The sequence below is a fragment of the Priestia sp. BR_2 genome (assembly GCF_041954005.1).
In the GTDB taxonomy this organism is placed as follows: domain Bacteria; phylum Bacillota; class Bacilli; order Paenibacillales; family Paenibacillaceae; genus Paenibacillus_AQ; species Paenibacillus_AQ lautus_A.
Map to the genome: position 1 here is coordinate 76,292 of NZ_JAVFHM010000312.1, position 21,684 is coordinate 97,975.

Sequence of the window (21,684 nt, forward strand, 5' to 3'; positions counted from 1 at the left end):
CGGGAGGGATGGGAAACGTTCTTAAATTTTCATGTCACTTCACTTTAACGGTGTCATTGCCCAGCATGCTCTCCATTTCGGCAATGAGCTCTTGCGAAGGCTCGATCCGATAGGCATCGCTGAGCGCAAGCACCTTCTGGCTTCGTTCATAAAACAACACCGTTGCGACAGGCCCCGGATGCCGCTGCAGAAGCTCTTTCAGCTTGACCAGCATCTCCGATCGCTCCGCATCGGCCGTTATTTTTACAAACACGCGCTGCTCTGCTTTAGGATTCGATGCGCCTGCTCGAGATTCCTTCCCGGACGTTCGGTTCATGCCCGAAACTTCCTTTCCGAGCGGAGGCAGGTCTTGGCCTTTCGTGGCGGCAAGCGGCTGCGCCGCATTCAGAACGGCCTTTGGTTCGCCGGCCGAAGCCGCCTGCTTGCCGGTTGCGCCCGACGCGGCGCTCCGGCCTGCTCCCTCGGCCCTGCCTCTGCCGCCCTGCGTTCCCCGGACCTTGCCCCGCCGAACGAGCTGGCCCAGGGTCTGCGCTTCAAGCGGAGCGATTTCTTCGGCCAGCAGCTTGAAGCCTTCGTCCTGCAGCTGGACCTTCGCCCGGATCGCGAGCAGGGCGCCTTTTTCAATCAGATGCGCGCTGCGCTTCCACACTTCCGGAAAGAGAACGACCTCGCAGCGCTCGATTTGATCCTCGCACTCCATGAAGGCCATCGCTTTTCCCTGTTTCGTCGTAATGGTCTTCAGCGAGACCACCATGCCGGCAACCGTAGCCATCGACTCATCCTCCGCTTCATGCAGATCCATGAGCCGATCCGCTCCGGACTCCGTCAGCGTCTCTTCAAAGCCGTCCAGCGGATGACCGGACAAATACATGCCCAGCAGCTCGCGTTCGAATTCGAGCTGCTGACTTGCGGTATAAGGCGGGATGTCCGGATATTCAATGTCCCAATTCGCGGTTTCCACGAAGTCGAAGAGCTGAATCTGAAGGTCATCCCGCTCCTTTCTCCACTTCACGGCCGCTTCCACCGTTTCGTCCAGCATGGCGACCAGCTGGGAGCGGTGCCCCTGCAAGGAATCGAAGGCGCCCGCCTGGATCAGGGACTCGATCACGCGCTTGTTGCATACGCGGAGGTCGACGCGGCGGCAGAAATCAAGCAGGCTTTCAAACGGCTTATCGCGCCGGATCTCGACGATATTCTCCACCGCTTGCGTGCCGACGTTCTTGATGGCGGCAAGCCCGAATCGGATCCCGCCACCGGCCGGAGAATCGGCCTGTTTATCGCTGCCCTCGGCAGCAGAACGGCTCATGACCGGCGTAAAATACGTCCCGCTTTCGTTGACGTCCGGCGGCATGACCTCGATATCGATGCGCCGCGCCTCCAGCACGTATTCGGCTACCTTCCGATGGCTGCCCATGACGGCTGTCAGCATGGAAGCCATGAACTGAACCGGATAGTGCGCCTTAAGATAAGCCGTCTGGAAGGCCAGCACGCCGTAAGCGGCAGCATGCGCGCGCGGGAATCCGTAGTTGGCAAACCGGACGATCATGTCGTACACGCGGTTGGCCTCATCCTCGGTATAGCCCAGCTTCAGGCTCCCTGAAACGAAGTGGCTGCGCTCGCGGTCCAGCACCTCGCGTTTCTTCTTCGATACCGCTCTGCGCAACAGATCCGCTTCCCCGAGCGAGAAGCCCGCCATTGTCGAAGCGATCTGCATAATCTGCTCCTGGTAAACGATAATGCCGTACGTATCGCCCAGAATCGGGATCAGGTCCGGATGGGGGTATTCCGGCTCGATCCGGCCGTGCTTGGCCTGAATGAACTTCGGAATAAATTCCATGGGACCCGGGCGGTACAGGGCATTCACCGATACGATATCCTCAAACACCGAAGGTTTCAGATCCTTTAGCACCCGCCGTATCCCGGCGGATTCGAGCTGAAATACGCCCGCGGTCTCCCCTCGGCCCAGCATTTCGTAAGTCGTTTGGTCGTCATCCGGCACTTGTTCGAAATCAAGCTTACTGCCGGTCAATTCTTGAATCCATTTCAGCGTACGCTCAATGATCGACAGCGTCCGCAGGCCCAAAAAATCCATCTTGAGGAGCCCCACGCTCTCCAAATTCTCCATGGAATACTGCGTCAGCGCCGTCTTCTCGCTGCCTTCCTGCAGCGGCACCGCATCCGTCAAGGGCTCCCTGGAAATGACGATGCCGGCCGCATGCGTCGATGCATGGCGCGGCATGCCCTCGACCTTCATCGCCATGTCGATCAGCTCGCGTATCTTCGGCTTTGTTTCGTACTGCTCCTTCAGCTGCGGGCTTTGCTCCATCGCTCTTTCAATGCTGATGCCCAGGTGGTTAGGGATCAGCTTGGCCGCCTTGTCCACATCCCCGAACGGCACATTCAGCGCACGCCCGACGTCGCGGACGGCTGCCCTTGCGGCCATCGTACCGAACGTAATGATCTGGGCCACATGCTCTTTCCCGTATTTGTCCACCACGTAATCGATGACCTCGTCCCGGCGCTCATCGCTGAAATCGATATCGATATCCGGCATCGTGATCCGTTCCGGATTCAGGAAGCGCTCAAACAACAGCTTGTATTTCATCGGATCCACATTGGTAATCTGCAGGGTATAAGCCACTAGGCTTCCTGCCGAGGAACCCCTTCCGGGTCCGACCGCGATGCCTTTCCGGTGGGCATAGGCGATGAAATCCCATACGATCAGGAAATAATCGCTGAAGCCCATGCTCTCGATAACGCCGAGCTCATAATCAAGGCGCTGCTCCAGCTCGCTGCGTTGCACTTCATCCTGCCACCGTTCCGTTTCTTCGTAGCGTTCCCGCAATCCGCTCAGGCAGAGATCCCGCAGATATTCCGCAGCATTCTTCCCATCGGGAAGCGAGCTGTATTCCGGCAAAATGGATTTGCCGAACTCCAGCTCCAAATGGCACTGGTCCGCAATCTTAGCCGTATTCAATATAGCCTCAGGCACATGGGGATACAGACGCTCCATGTCGCTGCCGCTCTTCAAATAAAGCTGATTCGTCTGAATCTGCAGCCTGTCTTCATCTTCGACCGTCTTTCCCGTGCCGATGCAGATCAGGACGTCCTGAACCTCGGCATCGCTCTCGGTCAAATAATGCACATCGTTGGTCGCTACCAGCGGAATGCCGGTCTCGCGACTCAGCTGAATCAGCTGGGGATTCACGCGCTTCTGCTCCGGAATTCCGTGATCCTGCAGCTCCAGGTAATAATCCTCTCCAAAAATTGCCTGGTAACGAAGCGCGGCAGCTTTCGCTTCCGCCTCGCGTCCATGAAGCAGATGCTGGGGAACCTCGCCTCCCAAGCAGGCGCTGAGGCATATGATGCCTTCATGATGGGCGGCCAGCGCCTCCATGTCGATTCGGGGTCTGTAATGATACCCCTCCAAATGCCCGATCGAGCACAGCTTCATTAAATTGCGATAGCCGGTCTCATTCTTGGCAAGCAAAATCAAATGATAGATCGGCTGGTCCTTGCGGCTTCCCCGCTCCTTGCGGGAGCCTGCCGTGATATAGGCCTCGCAGCCGATAATCGGTTTGATGCCCTGCGCCAGGCAGGCTTTATAGAACGGAACGGCACCATACATCACGCCATGATCCGTCAGCGCCAGCGATTTCATGCCAAGCGCCGCCGCTTCCCGCACCAGGTCACCGATACGTGCCGCTCCATCGAGCAAACTGTATTCACTATGCACGTGCAAATGCACGAAAGAGCTCATCGTAACGCCTTCCTTTCGCCGGTACATGTATATTTGAAATCCATCCAGAAATATCTGAAAAAGTCTTTATACCATTTTATCATAATCCCGCTAGGCCCGCCCATAGAATGAAACTAGGGAATACGTGGACAGGCGGTTGCCTTGACATCCACCGAGAGAAGAAAGGAGACATGAGGGCATGAGCGTTTTTTTATCCAAAGCGATCCTGGATTTTTTTATAGCCTTCGGCATCGTGCTGGGGGGGGCCATGGTGGGAGGCGTGGGCGCCGTGCTGTCCCTGCAGCCCCCGACCCTGACCATGATAGAAGTGGCCGACCGGATTAAGATATGGGCGCTTGCCGCCGCCATCGGAGGCACCATTGATCCGATGCGGGTCATTGAAAGCAACATGGTAGTCGGCAATCTGTCCCCTGCCATCAAGCAGGTTTTATATCTGGGTTTTGCATTTCTTGGAGCACATATGGGCAGCGAGCTGGTCAAATGGGTGTGCTCCAGCCGGAGCTGATCCATGCGCGTACCTCCGGCCCACCGATTCCGCCCCTTCTATCAGGTCGCATCCATCTTCGTGCTGGGGATGGTCGTCGGCAGCATCCTCTACAATTCGGTTTATCATGCAGCCTACAATAAATTATGGGAAACGAATCAGGAACAGCAGCTCAAAATAACGCAGTATGAAAAAGATATCGATTCGTTAAAAAAATACAATAAACAATCCACGGTCATCAAGGAAATCAAGATCCGCAGCGAACAAAACGACAGGGAGCCTCTTGATCCCGTCATCATCAAAGAGCTCGTCAGGCTTATGAGCGACGATCTGGCTGCCCTTCGGGGCCGCAACGTGTTTGATATCGATACGGACAGCAAGCTGACCCGTTCGCTCCTCAGCGACAAAATCTATACGGTCCGGGAAAAAGATTACAAGGTCCAGATCAAGACCATGCTCGTCATGGAAGGCGTGCTGCAAATCTGGGTCGGCGTCGATCATCTGGATGCAAAGTCAACGGGATCATGATACAATACATACTATTGTAAATGATCGAATCTAACATGCTTTTAGAGGTTGTTCAAAAAGTCATCTTTTGATCACGAAGCAGCACATGAACATACACTTTCAGCCACATCGCGAGCATGTTACCGAATATAAAGGAGCCTTCCATTCCATGATAACCGTCATCCACTATATCCTGTACATTATCCTTGTCCTGTCCGTCGTAGCTGCCGCGCTGTATAGCATTCGCGCACGGCGAGTAGCGGATCCGGTCGACCGCGGAATCCATATGTCCATGATGAACCTCTGCATGGGCATTATGCTGGTTTCCCTTTCGCTGGTGTGCATGTTCCTGTTCAGCGGCTCCACGCCCGCTGTCATTGTAGAAGCAGCGTTTTTGGTGCTTGGCGCGTTCAATATATTTGCCGGCATTCGAAGCCGCACCTATTACAGCAGACTGAAGAATTCGCGGACGGCCGGCTGAATGAAGCTAAGTTGAAAAAAGGCATCCCGCATGGTCTACAAGACCAGCGGGGTGCCCATTTTTATTAGTCGGGAGAGTTTCCCGTTAACCGTGATCGATCGCCTGCATCGTCATGACCGCTTTGGCAATCAGGCTCGTCTGATGCTGGATTTCAATCTCCATCTTGCAGGTACGCCGGCTGAGCTCCAGCAATTTCGGCATAATGACAATCGGATCCTCGATCTGCACAGGCCGGATGAAATACGTCGACAGATGATCGAGGACATGATCCCAGCCGCTGATATCCTTGGCAGCCTTCACGGCCGCCTGGCTCATCACGGTGGTGAGCACCCCTTGCGAAATCGTTCCGAGTTCCGAGGCCATCTGGGGCGTGATAAAGCCGTGGAAGAACAATCGCCCTTCCTCATCCCGATCCTCCGCTATCCCGTTCCAGATCAGCTGATCGAACGTCTCGCCGAGCTGAGGCTGGTTTCGCGCATCCCGCAGTGCGCCAAGCACCTCTTTCCGGGTGACGGTGGCAAGCAGCTTGCGGTTCCGATCCACGATCGGCAGAAAATCGATCCCTTCCCACATCATGATCTGCGCGGCTGACGCAAGGGAGGTCTTCATGCTGGCCGTCACCGGATTGCGGGTCATCGCTTTCTCGATCGGCTGGGTTTCGGCCAGCCCTTCCACGTCGCGAACCCCGACAATGCCGATGACCCGGTTCCATTCGTCCGTGACGGGGTACCGGTTTTCCCCCGTTTCCTGCGAAATCCGTTTGAATTCCTGAACGGTGACGGAGTTTTTCAACTGGTGATTCTTGGGCTTATCATGGGCGATATCCTCCACCAGCATAATTTTCTTCTTAATTAAACGGTCGAAAATGGCACGGTTGATCATGGAGGCGACCGTAAACGTGTCATGTCGGGACGAGATGATAGGCAGATCCAGCTGATCCGCCAGCAGCTTCACTTCCCGGCTCGTGCCGAAACCGCCGGTAATCAGCACGCCTGCCCCCTGCTCTAACGCCAGGGAATGGGCATCTTCGCGGTTACCGACAATCATGAGGCTTCCGGCGTCGATATAGCGGATCATGGCTTCCACCTTCATCGCGCCGATCACATACTTGTGCAGGCTTTTATTCAGCCCTTCGGCACCGCCAAGCACATGTCCTTCCACGATCTCAACGACATCGGCAAACGTAAGCTGCTCGGATATGTTCCGCGGCTTCCGTTCCACGCGAACCGTACCGATCCGTTCCTTCGTGACAACGATGCCTAGGCTTTCCGCTTCCTTCACCGCCCGGTAAGCGGTACCCTCGCTGACGCCCATCTCCTTGGCCAGCCGCCGCACCGATATTTTGCTTCCCACCTTCAAACTTTCAATATACTGAACCAACTGCTCGTGTTTTGTAATCGTATCATCCCGAACGTCCAACTGTTACACCCCCATAACACTATCTGTACTATACTGTATCTATTATATCACGTCCGCTGACGCTCCCATACCCGTCAAATCCAAAAAAACCTCCCCTCAAGGATGGCGGATGGATAATCCAGCCGCATCGGCTTCAAGGGAGGTTTTTGTTTATCGCAGCTCTCGCTGTGATCCGGCACTTAATTGGCTTCCTGGCTCTTCTGTTCCTCAGGCCATTTCAGTTCCCACTGGCTCAATTTCTCCTTGCGGATTGCGTCCAGCGCTTTCTGCTTCGCCTCATCTACTCCGATAAGATAATAGAGATGCGAACCGATCACGAGCAGGGCAAAGCCTGCCCAGACAGCACCGAACAGCGAAACCCAAGAGAACCCGCCGGCGAAAGAAATGCTCGGAAGGGCGTATATCAGCATGCCGAGTGCAACCAATAAATATGCGGTGTGTTTAAACTTGTTCTTCTTTTTTTTCATTGTAAACGCAGCTCCTCTACTCTCTGAAATCTATATTTCTACTCTATGAGGAGCTTGCGCAATTTATGAGACAAGTTTTTAAAAATTTGTTCGAATTGTCTTCGAAGTTAACCGCCGCACCATGGTTACAAACGAGACCGCTCAGGATTGGGCCGGTCCGTACAGATGCTGCAGGCTGTCCGATATAATCTTGTTGACGTCTTCGATAATGACGCTCAGACGCCGCTCGGCGTCAAACAGACGGCGGATGTTCAGGTTCAGGCTCAGCACCTCGAACTGCTTCTCCATCTTCTCCATCTCCTCTTGGGCCGGCATGTCTCCGGACATCATGCGCTGTTGAAGCTCCATCTGACGCTGACGGAAATCGTCCAGCATGCGTCTGCTCTCCGGATCCGCATCCACGAGTTTCATCGCGGATGTAATCTCTTCTACCTCCTGGCTCTCCTTCATTGCTTTTGCCAAATCATGCGCTTTGTCATAAATGTTCATTCTTGGTTCCTCCCCTATATTCGGCTAAGAAGCCGTTTTGTTCGTTCGCTTTGCCACATCTTAACTCTTAACATCTCATCTCCACAGTATCGTCAGCAGCGATTGGAGTAATCCAATGATTCCGCCCAGCAGAACCCCGAGCCAGGTAATAGCCCTGAACTCGCGGCCGGATACGCTCAGAATGACCTCTTCCAGCCGCTCGATCGGAAATTTCTCCACCTGCTCCTGAACGAGCTGAGGCAAGTTAACGGCCTTCATCGCCCCCGGGATGCTTCGCTCCAAAAAGCCCAGCCCCTTATCGAGCATTCCTGGCAGGGCTGCCTCGATAGCCGGCATGCGCGGGCCGATCGCTTCGCCAACGCGAAGAAGCTCGATCCGCTGAATCCATGTGGACCAAGGAAGCTTGTCATCCAATGTCCGGGTCAGCCACGCAAGCCCCGGCTCATCCGATGCATGTTCGATGATATCCCCGATCGGCATTTCCCCGTAATGGGACAGCTTTCCGGAGATGATGTCCGTGATGGTCTTGCGGACCTTCTCTCCCTCCAGCTGCTGGATCAGCACAGGGGTCATCTTCTGTACCAGTTTATCCTCATCCACAAAGATTGAAGCCATCGTACCGAGAAACCCGCCCGCCTTATCGATAAGCGAAGAAGCTACGTCCGACAGCATGAGCTGCCCCTTTGCCGACAAGAGCGTATGCTTCAGCTCCTTCAGCACGGTATCGGCTGCGGCCGCGCTCCAGCCCTGGATCGTTTCCTCCGACCAGCCGGGAACGAGCTCCTTCAGCGGTTTCGCCTCAAGCCCATACCCGTGCCATATGGCAGCGGCACCTCGGGCCGTAAGCTCGCGAGCCAATTGTTCCGCCCGGACCTTCATCTGCTCCCACTGTTCGGGACTCCATACTTTCAGCGCCAAATCGCCGAAGCTCAGCTCCGATTCGCTCCATTCCTCCAGCTTCCGCCGGAGGCTTTCCTCCATCTTGCTGCGGAACACCGGCCTGCGAATCAGATCCTGCAGGCCCTCGCTTGTCACCAGGTAATCCGAAACCACATGCCCCAGCGACTCGGCAATCTCGTCCTTGCGCTTGGGGATGAGCCCCGGGGTAAAGGGTACGCGGCGGCCCAGGATGATTTTTTCTTCGCGGGGATGAAACAGCATTTTTATCGCAAAGTGGTTCGTTACGCCGCCAACAAAAGCAGCGACGCACACGTTCACCAAAATAAACAGCCAGTTCTGCATTTTCAGCACTCCTTTTTCCCGAGCAGTACAATCACCAAGGGATATATGTCCTCATATGATGCATTACATGCAATGATCAGATGAAGTCTTCGTCTGTTCACTTAAGTATCCAGTTGTTGTCGGAAGGAGATCCATCATGCGCAAATCCAAGATCAAATCCAACACCAAATCCAAGATATCGGTTCAATTAATCCGCTCAGCCCAGCTTCCGGATAACGATATCAAACTTGGTGACCGGCTCATAAGACAGCTCCGTATCCCGACAGATTCACCGATACAGCTTGCCTTTGGCTCCTTCAAGCAGGAAATCCGCGTTACTTCAGGAGGAAAATCGAACACGCTGGCCCTAAGCCCCACCATATTCAGCAGTTCGGAACTGCTTCCTCGCACCACGATGAATGTCAGATATTATCCAACGGAAAAAATGCTGAAGCTCGGTCCGCTCATCGGTGTCATGGTCAGCCGCTTTTTACCGGATGAACCTGATAAACCTTTCGGGTCGATTTCGGCTTTCTGTTTGGAAATGGTAAACGCGGCCAAGAAACAAGGCGCATATGTGTACTTTTTCACCCCTGACATGATCGGTTCGAACCCGTCAACACTTGAAGCAATTATCTATGACGCGGGTTGGAAAAAGCGCAGCGTTCCAGCTCCGGACGTCATTAATAACCGGCTGTCTACCCGCAAACTGGAGAATAGTCCTAGCGTACAGCATTTTATGAGAGAAGTAAAATCACGATTCGGCACCCACATCTTTAACGAGAAATTCCTCGATAAATCCGATGTCTTCGAGGCGCTCGGACCCGATGCGAAGCTCCAAAAATATTTGCCGGAATCCTATTTGCTCAGCGGTTATCCGACTCTCAAAAAAATGTGCACCACGTATCGGACGGTCTTCCTGAAACCGGTGCGGGGAAGTCTGGGAAAGGGAATCATCCGGATATCCCGGCAAGAGAACGGCCATTACCAAACGATGACGACATCTCTTGAAGGATCCAAGAAGAGCACCTACTCCTCGCTTCCAAAGCTGTTCAGCAGCTTATCCGGAAAAATAAAAAAAACGCGTTATCAAATTCAGCAAGGATTGGATTTAATCCGCATCAACCGGCGAAACGTCGATTTTCGCGCGCTTGTTCATAAAGACAAAAACGGCAAATGGGCAGTGACCTCGGTCGTGGCCCGAATTGCCGGCGGAAACCACTTTGTCTCCAATCTCGCCAGAGGCGGTACGCTATCTTCCGTCAAGGACGCGCTGGCCATGAGCAGCATTCCGTTATCCTCCAAGCAAACTGCTCCCGCACGAATGAACCAAGCGGCGCTCGATATCGCTCATGGATTGGAGGCTGCCATTCCTTATCACTTCGGAGAGCTGGGCATCGACTTGGCGATTGATACCTCGGGACGCATTTGGCTTCTGGAGGTCAACTCCAAGCCTTCCAAAGGCGAAAACGCGCCATTGAATGCCGACTCCAAAGTAAGGCCGTCTGCCGTACGACTCGTTCAATACTGTCAATACTTGACGGGTTTGTAAAAAAGGAGAACCTTATGTCCTCAAAGATAATAGGCACCCTGGGTGTCATGGCATGCCGCAAACCGGGCTTCCCACCGTTCGCCGAGAAGCAATTTCTCCGCGAGCTAAGCTTGAAGTCCGAGGGACTCGGCATGCAGGTATTTGTTTTTTGTCCGGATGATGCCTCACCTGCTTCAGGTGCGGACAGCGCCGCGGACAGGATAAAAGGATATCGCTTCAATCCGGAAGAGGGCTGGATTACCGGCACCTTCCCGCTTCCTGACATCGTCTATGACCGTTGCCTGCACCGAAGCGGCGAGGAAACGGCCGCAGCCGGTGAACTTCTGAACCGAATGTCGCAGCTTGGCGTTAAGCTGTGGTCGCGCGGTCTGCCGGGCAAGCAGAAGGTTCATCAGCTGTTAAAGCGCTCCTCAGCCATCAAGCCTTATTTGCCGGCAACCTTAAGTTATACGGGAGCCGAATCCCTCAGCCGGGCTTTGCTCGCCTTTGGCGGACGTCTCTTCATGAAGCCAAGCGGAGGCTCTCAGGGCCGTCACACCTTGTACCTCGCGTTGACAGATCAACAGCGTGTCAGACTGCAAGGAAGGGATCGGAGCAATCGCATGTTCCTGCATACCATTCCCGTGCAAGAGATGAACGAATGGGTGGGAAGTTTTACCGGCCGCCGCCGGTTTATCATTCAGCCCTTCCTGAAGCTTCGCAACGGTAACGGGCACCCGTACGATATCCGGTCATTGGTTCAAAAGAATGATCGCGGCATATGGTCCGTCACAGGAATCGCTGTTAGGCAAGGAGCCGACCAAGGATTAACCTCAAACCTTCATGGCGGAGGCACGGCATTTCCCGCCCTCCCCTATCTAACGACCGATTTCGGAGAAGAAAAGGCCACGGGGATCATGCGGACCATCCGGGATTTGTCCGCTCAGCTTCCAGCTCTGCTGGAGGAAGGATTCGGCCGGCTCGGCGAGCTGGGAATCGATTTTGGCGTGGATACCAGCGGACGGGTCTGGATCCTGGAGGTCAACTCCAAACCTGGCCGACGCGCATTTACACTAACGGGAGATGGTCACGCAGCCCGGCTGTCCGTCGAACATCCGATTCAATACGCCCGTTATTTATTGCTTCGACAACTTAGGAGGGTAAATACATGAGTTTGAATTTCGGAAATATTCATTTCTCGCAGCAGCCCGAAAAAGTCGTCTTTTTATCCGGTTCGCTTCTCAAGAGCCTGGGGCTATCAAGCAAGAAATCGATAAAGCTTCGCATTGGCACCAATACCGTGTCCGCTGCCCTGAAACCGATCGAACGGTCGGGAAAGCACATCTATTTAAGCAGCGGAGTCCGAAACAGCGTCAACGTTCCCAGACAGGGTCCTGTGTATATCCATTCCCCCCGGGAAGGAGAACTTGAACTCGGGCCGGTGGTCGGGGTTCTGTCCGACGGCCCCCCGAATCCGTCCAGTCCTTTTGGAGCCCGCACTTCATATATCCGGCAGCTGCTTCGCGAAGGCAACAAAAAAATGTTCGTATATGCCTTTGCCCCACGGGATATCAATTGGCAGCGCGAAACCGTTCATGCCTATATGCTTGGTTCCGGCGGCGGCTTCATTCGCAAGACCGTTCCGCTTCCTGATGTCGTTTATAACCGCCTACCGAGCCGGAAAACCGACTTCTCCCCTTTTACCAACCAACTGAGGGACCGGTTCGGCAAACGCAACATCAAATTCTTCAATTGGGCGTTCTTCAATAAATCGGATGTCTACTCGCAGCTGGACGGTGACCTGCAGGCGGGCAAATATTTGCCGGAAACCTACAACAATCCTAGTCCCGAGCGGATTAAGGATATGATGGAACGCCATCATTTCGTATATTATAAGCCTTCTGCCGGAAGTTTAGGCCTGGGCATCTACCGGTTAACCTATCTTCCCAAAAAAGGATACTATGCCCGCTATCACGGAAACGGCGGCAACACGCTGCTCAAATTCCCGAACTTTAACAGTCTGATGCGGATGCTTCAGGCAAAGCACGGTGCCAAGCTGAAGAGCTACGTCATCCAGCAAGGAATCCGTCTCATTGAAATCGACGGATGTCCCATCGACTTCAGGTTCCATATGCATAAGAACAGCAGAAACCGTTGGGCCGTGGTCGGCATCGGCGCCAAAAAAGCCGGACGCGGCAGCGTCACCACGCATATCAAGAACGGCGGCTCGCTGATGACGCCGGAAGTGGCGCTCTCCCGCGCTTTTGGAACCAGATCGCGTGATGTGCTGGAGCGCGCCAAGGAAGCCGCCATTGCGATGTCGGAAGCGATCGAGAATCACCACCCGCATCTGTTAGGGGAAATCGGGTTCGATATCGGCATAGACGATAACGAGAGAATCTGGATGTTTGAAGCGAATTCGAAGCCGGGCAGATCGATTTTCAGCCACCCTTCACTTAAAGCGGAAGGAAGAGCATCAGTCGAGCATATTTTTGATCACAGTTTGTATCTGAGCGGCTTCCACAGGGGGGAATGATTCGTGATCAGCCGAGTGGAGAGTGATGGAAGACCGGTTGTAGCAATCTTGACCATGCACGATACTCAAACCATGTTCAGAGGCAACCGGCAAAACTTTCAGGAAATTATCAAGACAGGAAAAGATATGGGGTTTCTGGTCTATGTGGTCACGGTACGCGATCTGAAGCTTGATACGGATGCTGTCAAAGGCTATATGCTGATGGGCGACCATTGGGAGCAGAGGTTATGTCCTCTGCCCCAGGTTATCTATAACCGGATTCCATACCGTGAGGATGAAGCGCTGCCGTGGGTTCGCCGCAAAATCAAGGAATGCCAAAGGCATCCCCATATCGACCTCTACAACCCACATTTCTTTAATAAGTGGAGACTGTTCGCTTGGCTGAACAAATCGCGGTTAACCAAGCAATGGACTCCTCTGACTAAGCGCTTGAAGGGGTATCCGACTTTATATGAGATGATGAAGAGGAAGCCCTACCTGTATCTAAAACCGGAGGATGGCAAAGCCGGTCAAGGAATTATGAGGATTCGGTACCAGAAAAACAAATCGCTCCCCTACCGCATCCAGATTCAGAACAACAAAAACAGTACCACGTACAAAGCGGCTTCCTTGGAAAGGCTCTGGAGCCGGGTTTATCAGGAAACCAAAGGAAGCTCATACCTTATTCAGCAGGGAATCGAGCTGGCTCAGGTCCATGGCCGCTCCTTTGATCTCCGCATTCTTGTGCAAAAGAACGATTCGGGTTCCTGGGCGGTCACGGGAATCGGAGCACGCATGGCAGGGGCCAAGAGCATAACCACGCATGTTCCCCGCGGGGGAACGATTGAGGACCCGGAGAAGCTGCTGCCGATCGTATTCGGTCCGGAACGTTCAGATGCCATCCTGGGCGAGGTTAGAAAGGCAGCCGTGCATATGGCACGGCAGATTGAGAAATGCTCCGGGCAGATCCATGGGGAAATGTCCATGGACCTTGGAATCGATAACGAAGGCATCCTCTGGTTCTTCGAGGCGAATTCAAGACCGATGAAATTTGACGAACCGGCGATCCGCAAAAAATCACTGGAGCGGATTTTTCAATATTCCGACTATCTGATCAAGCAAAAGTAAATCTTGCACGGTCTCAAGCACCGGTCAAAGATGTACGGAAAGGAGGGGATCATGTGGAAATCTCATGTCTCTCTCTCGCAAGCCCGGAAGAATGGCCGCATGCCAGACAGCAATGCAGCGAGTTCTTCCGGCGTTACAGCAACAAGCGTCTAACCCGCGAAGGTTATCAGCGTCTGGCATCGTTATCCTACGACGAGCTGCTGCAGCCCGGCACTTCGATCGTGGCGGCAACGGTTCGGGGCGATATCGGGCGCATACCGGTGGGGATTTGCTTTGCGGCGGATTATGGAGAAAGTGCCTGTATGATTGCTGTACACCCTCTATACCGCAACCGGCAAATCGGTTCTTCCCTGATCCGCTCGCAATTATCCAGGTTCGGGCGGCTGCGATGCAAAGTGGCTGCAGATCATACGGCAAGTTTGCAAATGTGCTTTCATGCAGGGATGCAGGCCATTGCTCTTGAGCAGGGTCCGACAGGAAAACCTACGCTCATTATGAGCGGAACCCTGCCCCTGCACCAACCATTTAATGCTGACTCTATTCAAGAAGGTGAACCTCTGTGTCGAAACCCGTCTTAGGTATTATGACGCTTTACTTGGATGAACGGAAAAAGCTGGAGGAACGGCATATCTACGAGCATATGATCAAGGAAGGAAAGGCAATGGGGCTGGACGTCTACGTCTTCACCCCCGCCGAGGTCAACAGCGCCCAAGGGCTGATCAACGCCATGGAATACGACCCTGACCACCAAAGATGGAGCCGGAGGTGGCGGTCGTTTCCCGACATGATCTTTGACCGCTGCCGCATTCAAAAGAGCCCGCGCTTTCAACAGCTGCTGCGCTTTCGTTCCCGCTACCGGTACTTGCTGTTTCTGAACCGGCCGCTGCGCAACAAATGGACGATTCATCAAATACTGTCCACCAAAAAACGCTTCCGGCCCCATCTGCCGGACACCCGGATCGTTACGAGCACCAGTGACATTCACCGGATGCTCCATGTTCACCCTGTCGTTTATTTTAAGCCGATCAACGGAACGGGCGGACGCGGAATCCTGCGGATTGCGAAGGTGCCGGGCGTTACGGGCACGTATGAAATCCGGGGACGCAATTCCAATCGGAGCATCATTAAACCGAAACGGATGCCATCGGGCCATTTGGCGCAATATTTATCAGGCTGGGGCAATAAAGACCGATATCTCGTCCAAGAAGGAATACAGCTGGAGCTGCCGGACGGAAGAGTGCATGACTACCGAATGCTCGTGCAGAAAGACGGAGCCGGTCAATGGCAGGTGACCGGTTGCGTGGGACGCGTCGGGGCGCCGAAGAGCGTAACCTCCAACCTGCATGGCGGCGGAAGCGCGACGATGATGGAAGAATTGTTAAGCAAATGGATCGCAGATCCGGCAAAGCGCGCCAGCATCCGCGAGGAAGCCGATTCCCTCGGCGTGACCATAGCCCAATTTCTGGACGGACAATATGGAGGCTTGTGCGAGCTTGCGCTGGATCTGGCAGTGGATAAAACCGGAAGGGTTCTTCTCCTGGAGGTGAATCCTAAGCCATCAAGGGAAGTATTCTCGCAGATCGGCGATATGGCTGCCTACCGCGAATCCATGGTGAAGCCCTTAGAATATGCCATGTGGGTATACAGTCAAAAAAAATCCGCGAAGAATGCTTAAGGCCAAACCCTTGAGAATCGAATACTAGAATCCGTAAACACGCACAAAGGCTGTTTCCAAGAGGGTTGCATGCTACCCTTGGAAACAGCCTTTGTGACTCCTATCCAATCTACTCGGCTTGGTCATGAAGCTTCAGCAGCTGTGAAAAAGAATGGATGACAACGTCCGATCCCTTCAGCTCCTGATCCTCGCCAAAACCTGCATAGCGGCAGCCAATGACGGTTTGTCCGTTCTCTTTGCCTGCCTCCACATCCGATGACCGGTCTCCCACCATCCAGGCATCCTTGATTTCATGCTGATCCAGCAGCAATCTGACCAAATCCACCTTCGAAGCCGTTCCGTGCTCTCCGGCACTGTAGACTCCTTCAAAAAGCGGCATAAGCCCCCTCGCTTGGGAGATGCCCTTCACGTAATCCTCCAGGCCGTTGCTGGCAACAAACAATCGGACGCCGCGCCGATGAAGCTCCTCCAGCGTCTCCTTCACCTCAGGATACAAAACGGCTGCTTCATCGCTTAAACCTTCGAGCTCCAGCTGCAGCAGCAGCTCGTTTGCACGGTTATGGGCTGCCGGCGTCGCATCCGGTATGACCTTCTTCCAAATGTCTTCGAGCAGCATCCCCAGACATCCAAGCATGAGCTCCTCATCCGGCGTTTCTCCTTCGTGGTGCCCCTCTTCGCGCAGAATGTCGAACAATTTGTGATAGGCGGGCAGCAGCAGGGTCTCCGTCTGAAACAGCGTTCCATCCATGTCAAATATCATCGCTTCCGGCTTGATTAACGTAGCTGTTTTTTCCAATTTTGTCCTTCCCTTCGCTCCATATAATCTGATTCTAGTCTAATCTCCCCTCATCATATAGGAACCATATCACATCTGCAAATCCCATTCCCCCATAACTGCTGCTTTTGGTCTATATCATCATGCGTAACCAAGGAGGCTTTAACGTTGTTATATATACAATAAGTGCTAAGAAAGGAGAGGATGAACTTGCCGGAAACAAGGGAGTCTGGTGAAGCATCGGCCATCGGGCTGCTGGAAGCCGAACTGCTGGCAGAGCTGGACCGGTATGATCCCCGTGAGCAAGCCGCCATTCTCAAGAGGATGGTTAACCGGCTTAAGAAGGGCCGATATGTCCGAAGCCCGATTGCCCTGGTGAAGGAGATGGTTCGGACACCGCTCGTATGGTACCTGTTGTCCCTGGGGTTTGCGATACCGATCCTGTTCTATATCTTGTTCGTTTGGATCTCGCTGGTGGTTGAAGGGTAACGCCGGAACGAAGCGTTATTGATCAAATTCCGGGCGCGGCCGCCAGATCATTAACGTAGCGGCGTACCATGCCGAGGTAACAAACGGCAGATATTTGAGACCCTTCAACCCGCCCTCGTCTCCTCCAAATACCATGTGCGACGTAACGGCGATCACTGCATTCAGAACGATCCCGCCTGCAAAACCTCCGATTAAAGCCATAACCAGCACGGCAAGGCTTCTCATGTTCGTATTACCCCTTCTGTTCCTGTCGAAAGGACGGGAGTACACCACGTGCCGTATCCACGGCAAGCCAGAACAATCCGATGGCGATGACCGGATGCCATGCCCCTGCGCCAGGCAGGTTCGCCGTGAGGTATTGGCTGATGACCAATAACAACAGAGCCAGTGATCTCCTTTTATACGGGGCTGGCAGTTTGCCTGCAATACCAAATATCAGCATGAGCAGCGGCACGATTTCAAAAAAATGGACAAACACGGTATGGCTTCTCCACATCGATCCGTCGTGAAACAGCGCCATGCCGGCAATAAACGTCTGAACGGCAATACAAACAACAAATAACCATGCCAGCCCTAACGATATCCATACGGCCAGCGGTGTTTTTCTTACAGCTTGTTGCGTCATGTCGATATCCCTCTCTCGATTCAAAAATTTTTACGAGATCATCCTATCATCGAAATGTTGCGATCTTGTGATGATGGCTTGCGGATTCCGTGAAATTTTCCAATTGCGGCTGGATACCGTATATAATGGGGTGGATTTACCGCTGAACCTAACGAATCAATGGAAAGGCAGGATGCTTGCATGGCACATACCTTGCTTCTTGTGGACGATGAACGGAAAGTCATTGAATTTATGGAGCCGTTCCTCCGGCAGGAGGGATTTCACATCATTACCGCTTCGACCGGCACGGAGGCTTTGGCCAAAGCGAGAGACGCCAAGCCGTCGCTGGTCGTATTGGATTGGATGCTGCCGGAATTAAGCGGCATTGAAGTATGCCGGGAGCTCAGAAAATCAAGCCGTGTCGGCATTATTATGGTTACCGCCCGGATTGAGGAAACCGATAAGCTGATCGGGCTGGAGGTAGGCGCAGACGATTACATGACCAAGCCTTTCTCCCTGCGGGAGCTGGCTGCGCGTATCCGGTCGGTCCTTCGCAGAATAGAAGGCGAATCGGTTACTGAAGAAATGCTTAAGCGCGGCGATTTAACGATCTCGGAAACCCAATGCCGGGTATGGAAACACGACCGGGAGATCCTGCTTACGCCTACCGAATTCAAGCTACTCCTGACCCTTGCTTCCAGGCCTGGCGTGGTATACAGCCGTCTGCAGCTGCTTCAGGCGGCCATGGAGGATGATATCCACAATGATGAACGGACCGCGGACGCCCATATCAGCCGGATTCGCAAAAAAATCGAAGATGACCCGGCCGAGCCCGTTTTTATCAAAACGGTGTATGGATTCGGTTACCGGTTTGAGCAGCAGCCATGAGCGTGGGCCGCAAAATCTTCATCGTCCTCTCGTCGTTCATTATCGGTTTCAGCACCGTCTTCGTCCTTCTTACTTATATCGTGATCCGCGATTCCATGGATGTCATGCTGCAAACCTCGCGCGAAGAAGAGCTGGATCAGCTCCAGGACCGGCTGGTCGGCTACTACGTAAAGAATGGGCATACTTTTCGTGCCGTTCAGGATCAGGCATGGTTAGCGGACAGTCCCCGTTCGGCTGACCGCCAGGAGAGCATCCTGCTGGTGTCAGGGGAACAAACGACCCTCTTGCATGAGGGGGAGGCTGTAGAGCAGCTGATCAAACGTCTGGGGGTAAAGCGGACGTTGCATGTTGAAGGCGACGCGGTCGCGGAGCTGTATTATTATGATACGGACGTGGCAAACCTGACCAAGCTTCGGATCGGCACGCCCACATCCATCATCATTCTGCTGGGCGGAGGCACCATCCTCTTCGTCCTGCTATCCCTCGGGGCGGCATACTGGATATCGCGAAGGCTCACGGCGCCCCTGCGCAAACTCGTCCCGGCCATCGAACGCCTCGGTCAAGGCGAATACGGCATTCAGGCCCCCGTCACCTCGGAGGACGAATACGGGAGGGTCGCCGTCGCTTTTAACGGAATGTCTTCCAAGCTCGAACAATCGGAAATGGTCCGCCGCAATTTGGTGGCTGATGTCGCCCATGAGCTTCGCACACCGCTGACCATCGTGAGGGGAAAGCTGGATCTGCTTCAACAGAATCGGCAGCCGATCGAACCCGAACTGCTGCTTCCCATCCAGGACGAATTGATTCGCTTAACCCGGCTCGTGGGTGACCTCCATCAATTATCTTTAGCCGAAGCGAAGCAGCTGCCGCTGGTTCGAAAACCAACCGATATGCTGGTTCTGCTGAGTCAAATCCGGGAACGGGTAGAGCCTGAGGCGGAGGCCAAAAACTTGGCTCTGCGACTGACGAGCGCTACGGAACGCACCTCCGTACCCGTTGATCCTAGTCGAATCACCCAGGTGTTCCTGAATCTGTTCGTCAACGCGATCCGGTATACGCCCCATGGCGGGCTTGTCCATGTTTCGCTGTTAGAGGAGTCCCCATCCGGCATGCTTCGGATCGATATTCGGGATACGGGCCCAGGGATTGAAGAAGAGCATCTTCCTTATATCTTTAACCGCTTCTACCGCACGGATGAAGCGCGTGCGCGGCATCAAGGCGGCATGGGACTAGGTCTTGCGATTGCCAAGGAATTCATCGTATCTCATGGAGGCACGATTCAGGCGGAGAGCAAGCCGGGGCAGGGTACCACCTTTACGGTCCGGCTGCCGTATCATGATTCGGACCAGGAGCTGCGCGGGACCTAATGGCCGCGATATCTCCCTTCCACCATAAACAGGCCCGGCCGCTATCGGCCGGGCCTGTCATGAACGATTCACTTGGGTGGGGCTAACGATGTACGCACCCTAGAATATTTTCTTCGTTTCCCGATCTTCCTTGATAATCTCAACGGCCTCCCGGAAGCGGAGGGAATGAATGATTTCCCGTTCCCGCAAAAATTTGAGACTGTCCTGCAAATCCACGTCGTCGGTCATGTCGATGAGCCATTGATATGTAGCGCGCGCTTTCTCTTCTGCCGCAATGTCCTCGTACAAATCCGCAATCGGATCGCCTTTTGCCTGAATGTAAGTTGCCGTGAACGGAACGCCAGCGGCATTCTCGTAATACAGCGCATGATCGTGATTGGCATAGTGCGCGCCCAATCCGGCTGCCTCCAGCTCCGCCACGCTTGCATCCTTCGTCAATTTGTACACCATCGCGGCAATCATCTCGAGATGTGCGAATTCCTCTGTACACTATAGTTATCAATAACAAAAAATCGTTCATCATACCAGATAGGAAGTCAAAAAATGCTACTCCAATTTCCTCTTTTCATCTCTTGATTTAAATGAAAAAGTATACGATACATCTTTAGGTTTAATTCTTTGATCATCATTGATCATCATTGCATCTACTGTTATGTCTATTCCGCCGGGATGCTGAATGTAATCCAGATGCATGCTTGGTTTAGTTTTAACGGTCGACGTTGTTGGTAAATAAAATGTTATTATCTTAAAACCAAAAGTAAAGCGAATTGCTATTGGATAATCTGATTGTTCATCAACAGATTTCCACAATTCCAATATTACCTTTGCATATCCATTTCCAGGAACAAATGCTACATCACAAAAGAGTGGAAGGATCTGTAATTTGTTTAAGAGCCACTCAGGAACATATGTTAACTTGGTTCGGAAAGATTCAGGTAATAAAGGCCAAGCCATATGAGTTAAGGATTTACATATATCTTCAGGTCGGTAGGGAGGAGGGTCATTCAGCTTCATAATAATTGTATTACCGCCATCAGTCTCAATGATTTCAAATGAATCTTCCCCGTCCAATAAATTTAATCGAACTTGATTCGTTCCTACCTTACCTTCAATATAAGACTCTCCTCCAGAAGGCTTATACTTAGGGGAACCATTCCTTTTACGTGCCCGGACGAATACACGGTCCAACATAAGAAAATTCACCAATTCGTTTTCATGTTTACTAAAAAATTGTTCATTACACACATCGCACTCTTCATGATTAAATAAGACTCGATTTCCTAAGGCAGCTGGAATAACATGAGCCACTTTTTTGAATGAAACCTCATTTTCTGTTTTACCACAAAAAATGCACTTTTTATTCTGGGAAATTCCTAAAAAATCCTTATTTCCAGTTACATCAAGTTCATAAGAGTATGGTTCTTTTATTAATTGATACAACACATAAAGTCACCCTCAAAATTTAAATACTTTCTTTTTTAGCAGGAATAATACCTGCCGGTAATTCGATTTGATCCCTCCTATATTTATCCAGATTACATTTATAATACTACTTTAATTTTGTTGCAACTACCTCGTATATTTGCGCAAAAGTATATGTCCCTCTGACTTGCTTAAATTACTTCCTCTCGTATACTATATATAACAGGGAAAATATTCCTTTTAATCCAAACGAGGAGAGATTATAAATGCCAAATGAAAATGATATGGAACGTTGGAATGCTTTGCACGATATGGATACCCAAACTGCAAGTGAACGAGATGCGGAACAGTTCATGAAAGATGATTTGATCACAGAAGATGAATATAAGGACTATGTAGGCGAAGATTATTGGAGAAATAAGTAAGAAAAGACCCTGCCAGTAATAACTAGCAGGGTTCAGC

22 protein-coding genes and 1 pseudogene are annotated in these 21,684 nt (G+C 52.7%); 13 read left to right on the forward strand and 10 right to left on the reverse strand.

What is annotated here, in order from left to right:
- Nucleotides 1–34: 34 nt before the first annotated feature.
- On the reverse strand, nt 35–3,760 hold the full coding sequence (locus RB298_RS26990; protein ID WP_486049420.1) for a DNA polymerase III subunit alpha: 3,726 nt from the start codon (nt 3,758–3,760) through the stop codon (nt 35–37).
- A 178-nt stretch (nt 3,761–3,938) separates the two neighbouring features.
- Between RB298_RS26990 and RB298_RS26995 the strand changes: the two genes are divergently transcribed.
- The 3 genes from RB298_RS26995 (at nt 3,939) to RB298_RS27005 (ending at nt 5,232) form a co-directional block, all read left to right on the forward strand.
- Nucleotides 3,939–4,265: a YtrH family sporulation protein gene (locus RB298_RS26995; RefSeq protein ID WP_009595060.1), complete on the forward strand. Its 327-nt coding sequence runs from the start codon at nt 3,939–3,941 to the stop codon at nt 4,263–4,265.
- A 3-nt stretch (nt 4,266–4,268) separates the two neighbouring features.
- A complete protein-coding gene (locus tag RB298_RS27000) occupies nt 4,269–4,772 on the forward strand; it encodes a sporulation membrane protein YtrI (protein ID WP_009595061.1) in 504 nt (167 codons plus the stop codon).
- Between the two features lie 148 nt (nt 4,773–4,920).
- The gene (locus RB298_RS27005; RefSeq protein ID WP_009595071.1) at nt 4,921–5,232 is read left to right on the forward strand and encodes a YtpI family protein; all 312 of its coding nucleotides are present in this window, start codon (nt 4,921–4,923) and stop codon (nt 5,230–5,232) included.
- Between the two features lie 84 nt (nt 5,233–5,316).
- On the opposite strand, the gene RB298_RS27010 is transcribed toward RB298_RS27005, so the two are convergent.
- From RB298_RS27010 to RB298_RS27025, 4 genes are all read right to left on the reverse strand, one after another.
- Complete coding sequence (locus RB298_RS27010; protein ID WP_036659800.1) at nt 5,317–6,651, reverse strand: DRTGG domain-containing protein; 1,335 nt, start codon at nt 6,649–6,651, stop codon at nt 5,317–5,319.
- Nucleotides 6,652–6,830: 179 nt separating this feature from the next.
- Nucleotides 6,831–7,118: a hypothetical protein gene (locus RB298_RS27015; RefSeq protein WP_096776316.1), complete on the reverse strand. Its 288-nt coding sequence runs from the start codon at nt 7,116–7,118 to the stop codon at nt 6,831–6,833.
- A 141-nt stretch (nt 7,119–7,259) separates the two neighbouring features.
- On the reverse strand, nt 7,260–7,607 hold the full coding sequence (locus RB298_RS27020) for a YlbF/YmcA family competence regulator (protein WP_009595776.1): 348 nt from the start codon (nt 7,605–7,607) through the stop codon (nt 7,260–7,262).
- Nucleotides 7,608–7,682: 75 nt separating this feature from the next.
- Nucleotides 7,683–8,849 (reverse strand): DUF445 domain-containing protein, encoded by a 1,167-nt coding sequence (locus RB298_RS27025; protein WP_015736993.1) that lies wholly within the window; start codon nt 8,847–8,849, stop codon nt 7,683–7,685.
- 136 nt (nt 8,850–8,985) lie between these two features.
- On the opposite strand from RB298_RS27025, the gene RB298_RS27030 reads away from it, so the two are divergent.
- From RB298_RS27030 to RB298_RS27055, 6 genes are read left to right on the forward strand one after another with little or no spacing between them, the layout of a single operon-like run.
- Nucleotides 8,986–10,380 (forward strand): YheC/YheD family endospore coat-associated protein, encoded by a 1,395-nt coding sequence (locus RB298_RS27030; protein ID WP_015736994.1) that lies wholly within the window; start codon nt 8,986–8,988, stop codon nt 10,378–10,380.
- 14 nt (nt 10,381–10,394) lie between these two features.
- Nucleotides 10,395–11,531, forward strand: coding sequence for a YheC/YheD family endospore coat-associated protein (locus tag RB298_RS27035; RefSeq protein ID WP_096776318.1), 1,137 nt, complete (start codon nt 10,395–10,397; stop codon nt 11,529–11,531).
- Complete coding sequence (locus tag RB298_RS27040; RefSeq protein ID WP_096776319.1) at nt 11,528–12,895, forward strand: YheC/YheD family endospore coat-associated protein; 1,368 nt, start codon at nt 11,528–11,530, stop codon at nt 12,893–12,895. Before RB298_RS27035 ends, RB298_RS27040 begins: the two co-directional genes overlap by 4 nt.
- 3 nt (nt 12,896–12,898) lie before the next feature.
- Entirely contained in the window at nt 12,899–14,002 is a 1,104-nt protein-coding gene (locus RB298_RS27045; protein WP_486049424.1) for a YheC/YheD family endospore coat-associated protein, read from the forward strand.
- A gap of 53 nt (nt 14,003–14,055) precedes the next feature.
- The gene (locus RB298_RS27050) at nt 14,056–14,580 is read left to right on the forward strand and encodes a GNAT family N-acetyltransferase (protein WP_036659806.1); all 525 of its coding nucleotides are present in this window, start codon (nt 14,056–14,058) and stop codon (nt 14,578–14,580) included.
- The gene (locus RB298_RS27055) at nt 14,562–15,677 is read left to right on the forward strand and encodes a YheC/YheD family endospore coat-associated protein (protein ID WP_486049426.1); all 1,116 of its coding nucleotides are present in this window, start codon (nt 14,562–14,564) and stop codon (nt 15,675–15,677) included. The genes RB298_RS27050 and RB298_RS27055 overlap by 19 nt, the downstream gene beginning before the upstream one ends.
- A 109-nt stretch (nt 15,678–15,786) precedes the next feature.
- Here RB298_RS27055 and RB298_RS27060 read toward each other — a convergent pair whose 3' ends face one another.
- A complete protein-coding gene (locus RB298_RS27060; protein ID WP_486049428.1) occupies nt 15,787–16,473 on the reverse strand; it encodes an HAD family hydrolase in 687 nt (228 codons plus the stop codon).
- 183 nt (nt 16,474–16,656) lie between these two features.
- On the opposite strand from RB298_RS27060, the gene RB298_RS27065 reads away from it, so the two are divergent.
- Nucleotides 16,657–16,941 (forward strand): hypothetical protein, encoded by a 285-nt coding sequence (locus RB298_RS27065; protein WP_486049430.1) that lies wholly within the window; start codon nt 16,657–16,659, stop codon nt 16,939–16,941.
- A gap of 15 nt (nt 16,942–16,956) precedes the next feature.
- Here the strand turns inward: RB298_RS27065 and RB298_RS27070 are convergent, their stop codons facing one another.
- Together RB298_RS27070 and RB298_RS27075 are read right to left on the reverse strand one after the other, a co-directional pair.
- Nucleotides 16,957–17,166, reverse strand: coding sequence for a DUF5957 family protein (locus RB298_RS27070; RefSeq protein WP_096776323.1), 210 nt, complete (start codon nt 17,164–17,166; stop codon nt 16,957–16,959).
- A gap of 7 nt (nt 17,167–17,173) precedes the next feature.
- Complete coding sequence (locus RB298_RS27075; RefSeq protein ID WP_096776324.1) at nt 17,174–17,566, reverse strand: DUF6220 domain-containing protein; 393 nt, start codon at nt 17,564–17,566, stop codon at nt 17,174–17,176.
- A 180-nt stretch (nt 17,567–17,746) separates the two neighbouring features.
- Between RB298_RS27075 and RB298_RS27080 the strand changes: the two genes are divergently transcribed.
- Complete coding sequence (locus RB298_RS27080) at nt 17,747–18,433, forward strand: response regulator (protein ID WP_096776325.1); 687 nt, start codon at nt 17,747–17,749, stop codon at nt 18,431–18,433.
- Complete coding sequence (locus tag RB298_RS27085; RefSeq protein WP_486049433.1) at nt 18,430–19,800, forward strand: sensor histidine kinase; 1,371 nt, start codon at nt 18,430–18,432, stop codon at nt 19,798–19,800. Before RB298_RS27080 ends, RB298_RS27085 begins: the two co-directional genes overlap by 4 nt.
- A gap of 99 nt (nt 19,801–19,899) precedes the next feature.
- On the opposite strand, the pseudogene RB298_RS27090 reads toward RB298_RS27085, so the two are convergent.
- Nucleotides 19,900–20,286, reverse strand: a pseudogene (locus RB298_RS27090) (manganese catalase family protein); the annotation flags it as partial.
- A gap of 60 nt (nt 20,287–20,346) precedes the next feature.
- Nucleotides 20,347–21,243, reverse strand: coding sequence for an HNH endonuclease (locus RB298_RS27095; protein ID WP_486049435.1), 897 nt, complete (start codon nt 21,241–21,243; stop codon nt 20,347–20,349).
- Between the two features lie 245 nt (nt 21,244–21,488).
- On the opposite strand from RB298_RS27095, the gene RB298_RS27100 reads away from it, so the two are divergent.
- The gene (locus tag RB298_RS27100) at nt 21,489–21,647 is read left to right on the forward strand and encodes a hypothetical protein (protein ID WP_486049437.1); all 159 of its coding nucleotides are present in this window, start codon (nt 21,489–21,491) and stop codon (nt 21,645–21,647) included.
- Nucleotides 21,648–21,684: the final 37 nt, after the last annotated feature.

Coding starts and splice junctions, on each gene's coding strand:
- RB298_RS26990 (WP_486049420.1), bottom strand. CDS start 3,760: ATGAGCTCTTTCGTGCATTTGCACGTGCATAGTGAATACAGTTTGCTC.
- RB298_RS26995 (WP_009595060.1), top strand. CDS start 3,939: ATGAGCGTTTTTTTATCCAAAGCGATCCTGGATTTTTTTATAGCCTTC.
- RB298_RS27000 (WP_009595061.1), top strand. CDS start 4,269: ATGCGCGTACCTCCGGCCCACCGATTCCGCCCCTTCTATCAGGTCGCA.
- RB298_RS27005 (WP_009595071.1), top strand. CDS start 4,921: ATGATAACCGTCATCCACTATATCCTGTACATTATCCTTGTCCTGTCC.
- RB298_RS27015 (WP_096776316.1), bottom strand. CDS start 7,118: ATGAAAAAAAAGAAGAACAAGTTTAAACACACCGCATATTTATTGGTT.
- RB298_RS27020 (WP_009595776.1), bottom strand. CDS start 7,607: ATGAACATTTATGACAAAGCGCATGATTTGGCAAAAGCAATGAAGGAG.
- RB298_RS27025 (WP_015736993.1), bottom strand. CDS start 8,849: ATGCAGAACTGGCTGTTTATTTTGGTGAACGTGTGCGTCGCTGCTTTT.
- RB298_RS27030 (WP_015736994.1), top strand. CDS start 8,986: ATGCGCAAATCCAAGATCAAATCCAACACCAAATCCAAGATATCGGTT.
- RB298_RS27035 (WP_096776318.1), top strand. CDS start 10,395: ATGTCCTCAAAGATAATAGGCACCCTGGGTGTCATGGCATGCCGCAAA.
- RB298_RS27040 (WP_096776319.1), top strand. CDS start 11,528: ATGAGTTTGAATTTCGGAAATATTCATTTCTCGCAGCAGCCCGAAAAA.
- RB298_RS27065 (WP_486049430.1), top strand. CDS start 16,657: ATGAACTTGCCGGAAACAAGGGAGTCTGGTGAAGCATCGGCCATCGGG.
- RB298_RS27070 (WP_096776323.1), bottom strand. CDS start 17,166: ATGAGAAGCCTTGCCGTGCTGGTTATGGCTTTAATCGGAGGTTTTGCA.
- RB298_RS27075 (WP_096776324.1), bottom strand. CDS start 17,566: ATGACGCAACAAGCTGTAAGAAAAACACCGCTGGCCGTATGGATATCG.
- RB298_RS27080 (WP_096776325.1), top strand. CDS start 17,747: ATGGCACATACCTTGCTTCTTGTGGACGATGAACGGAAAGTCATTGAA.
- RB298_RS27085 (WP_486049433.1), top strand. CDS start 18,430: ATGAGCGTGGGCCGCAAAATCTTCATCGTCCTCTCGTCGTTCATTATC.
- RB298_RS27100 (WP_486049437.1), top strand. CDS start 21,489: ATGCCAAATGAAAATGATATGGAACGTTGGAATGCTTTGCACGATATG.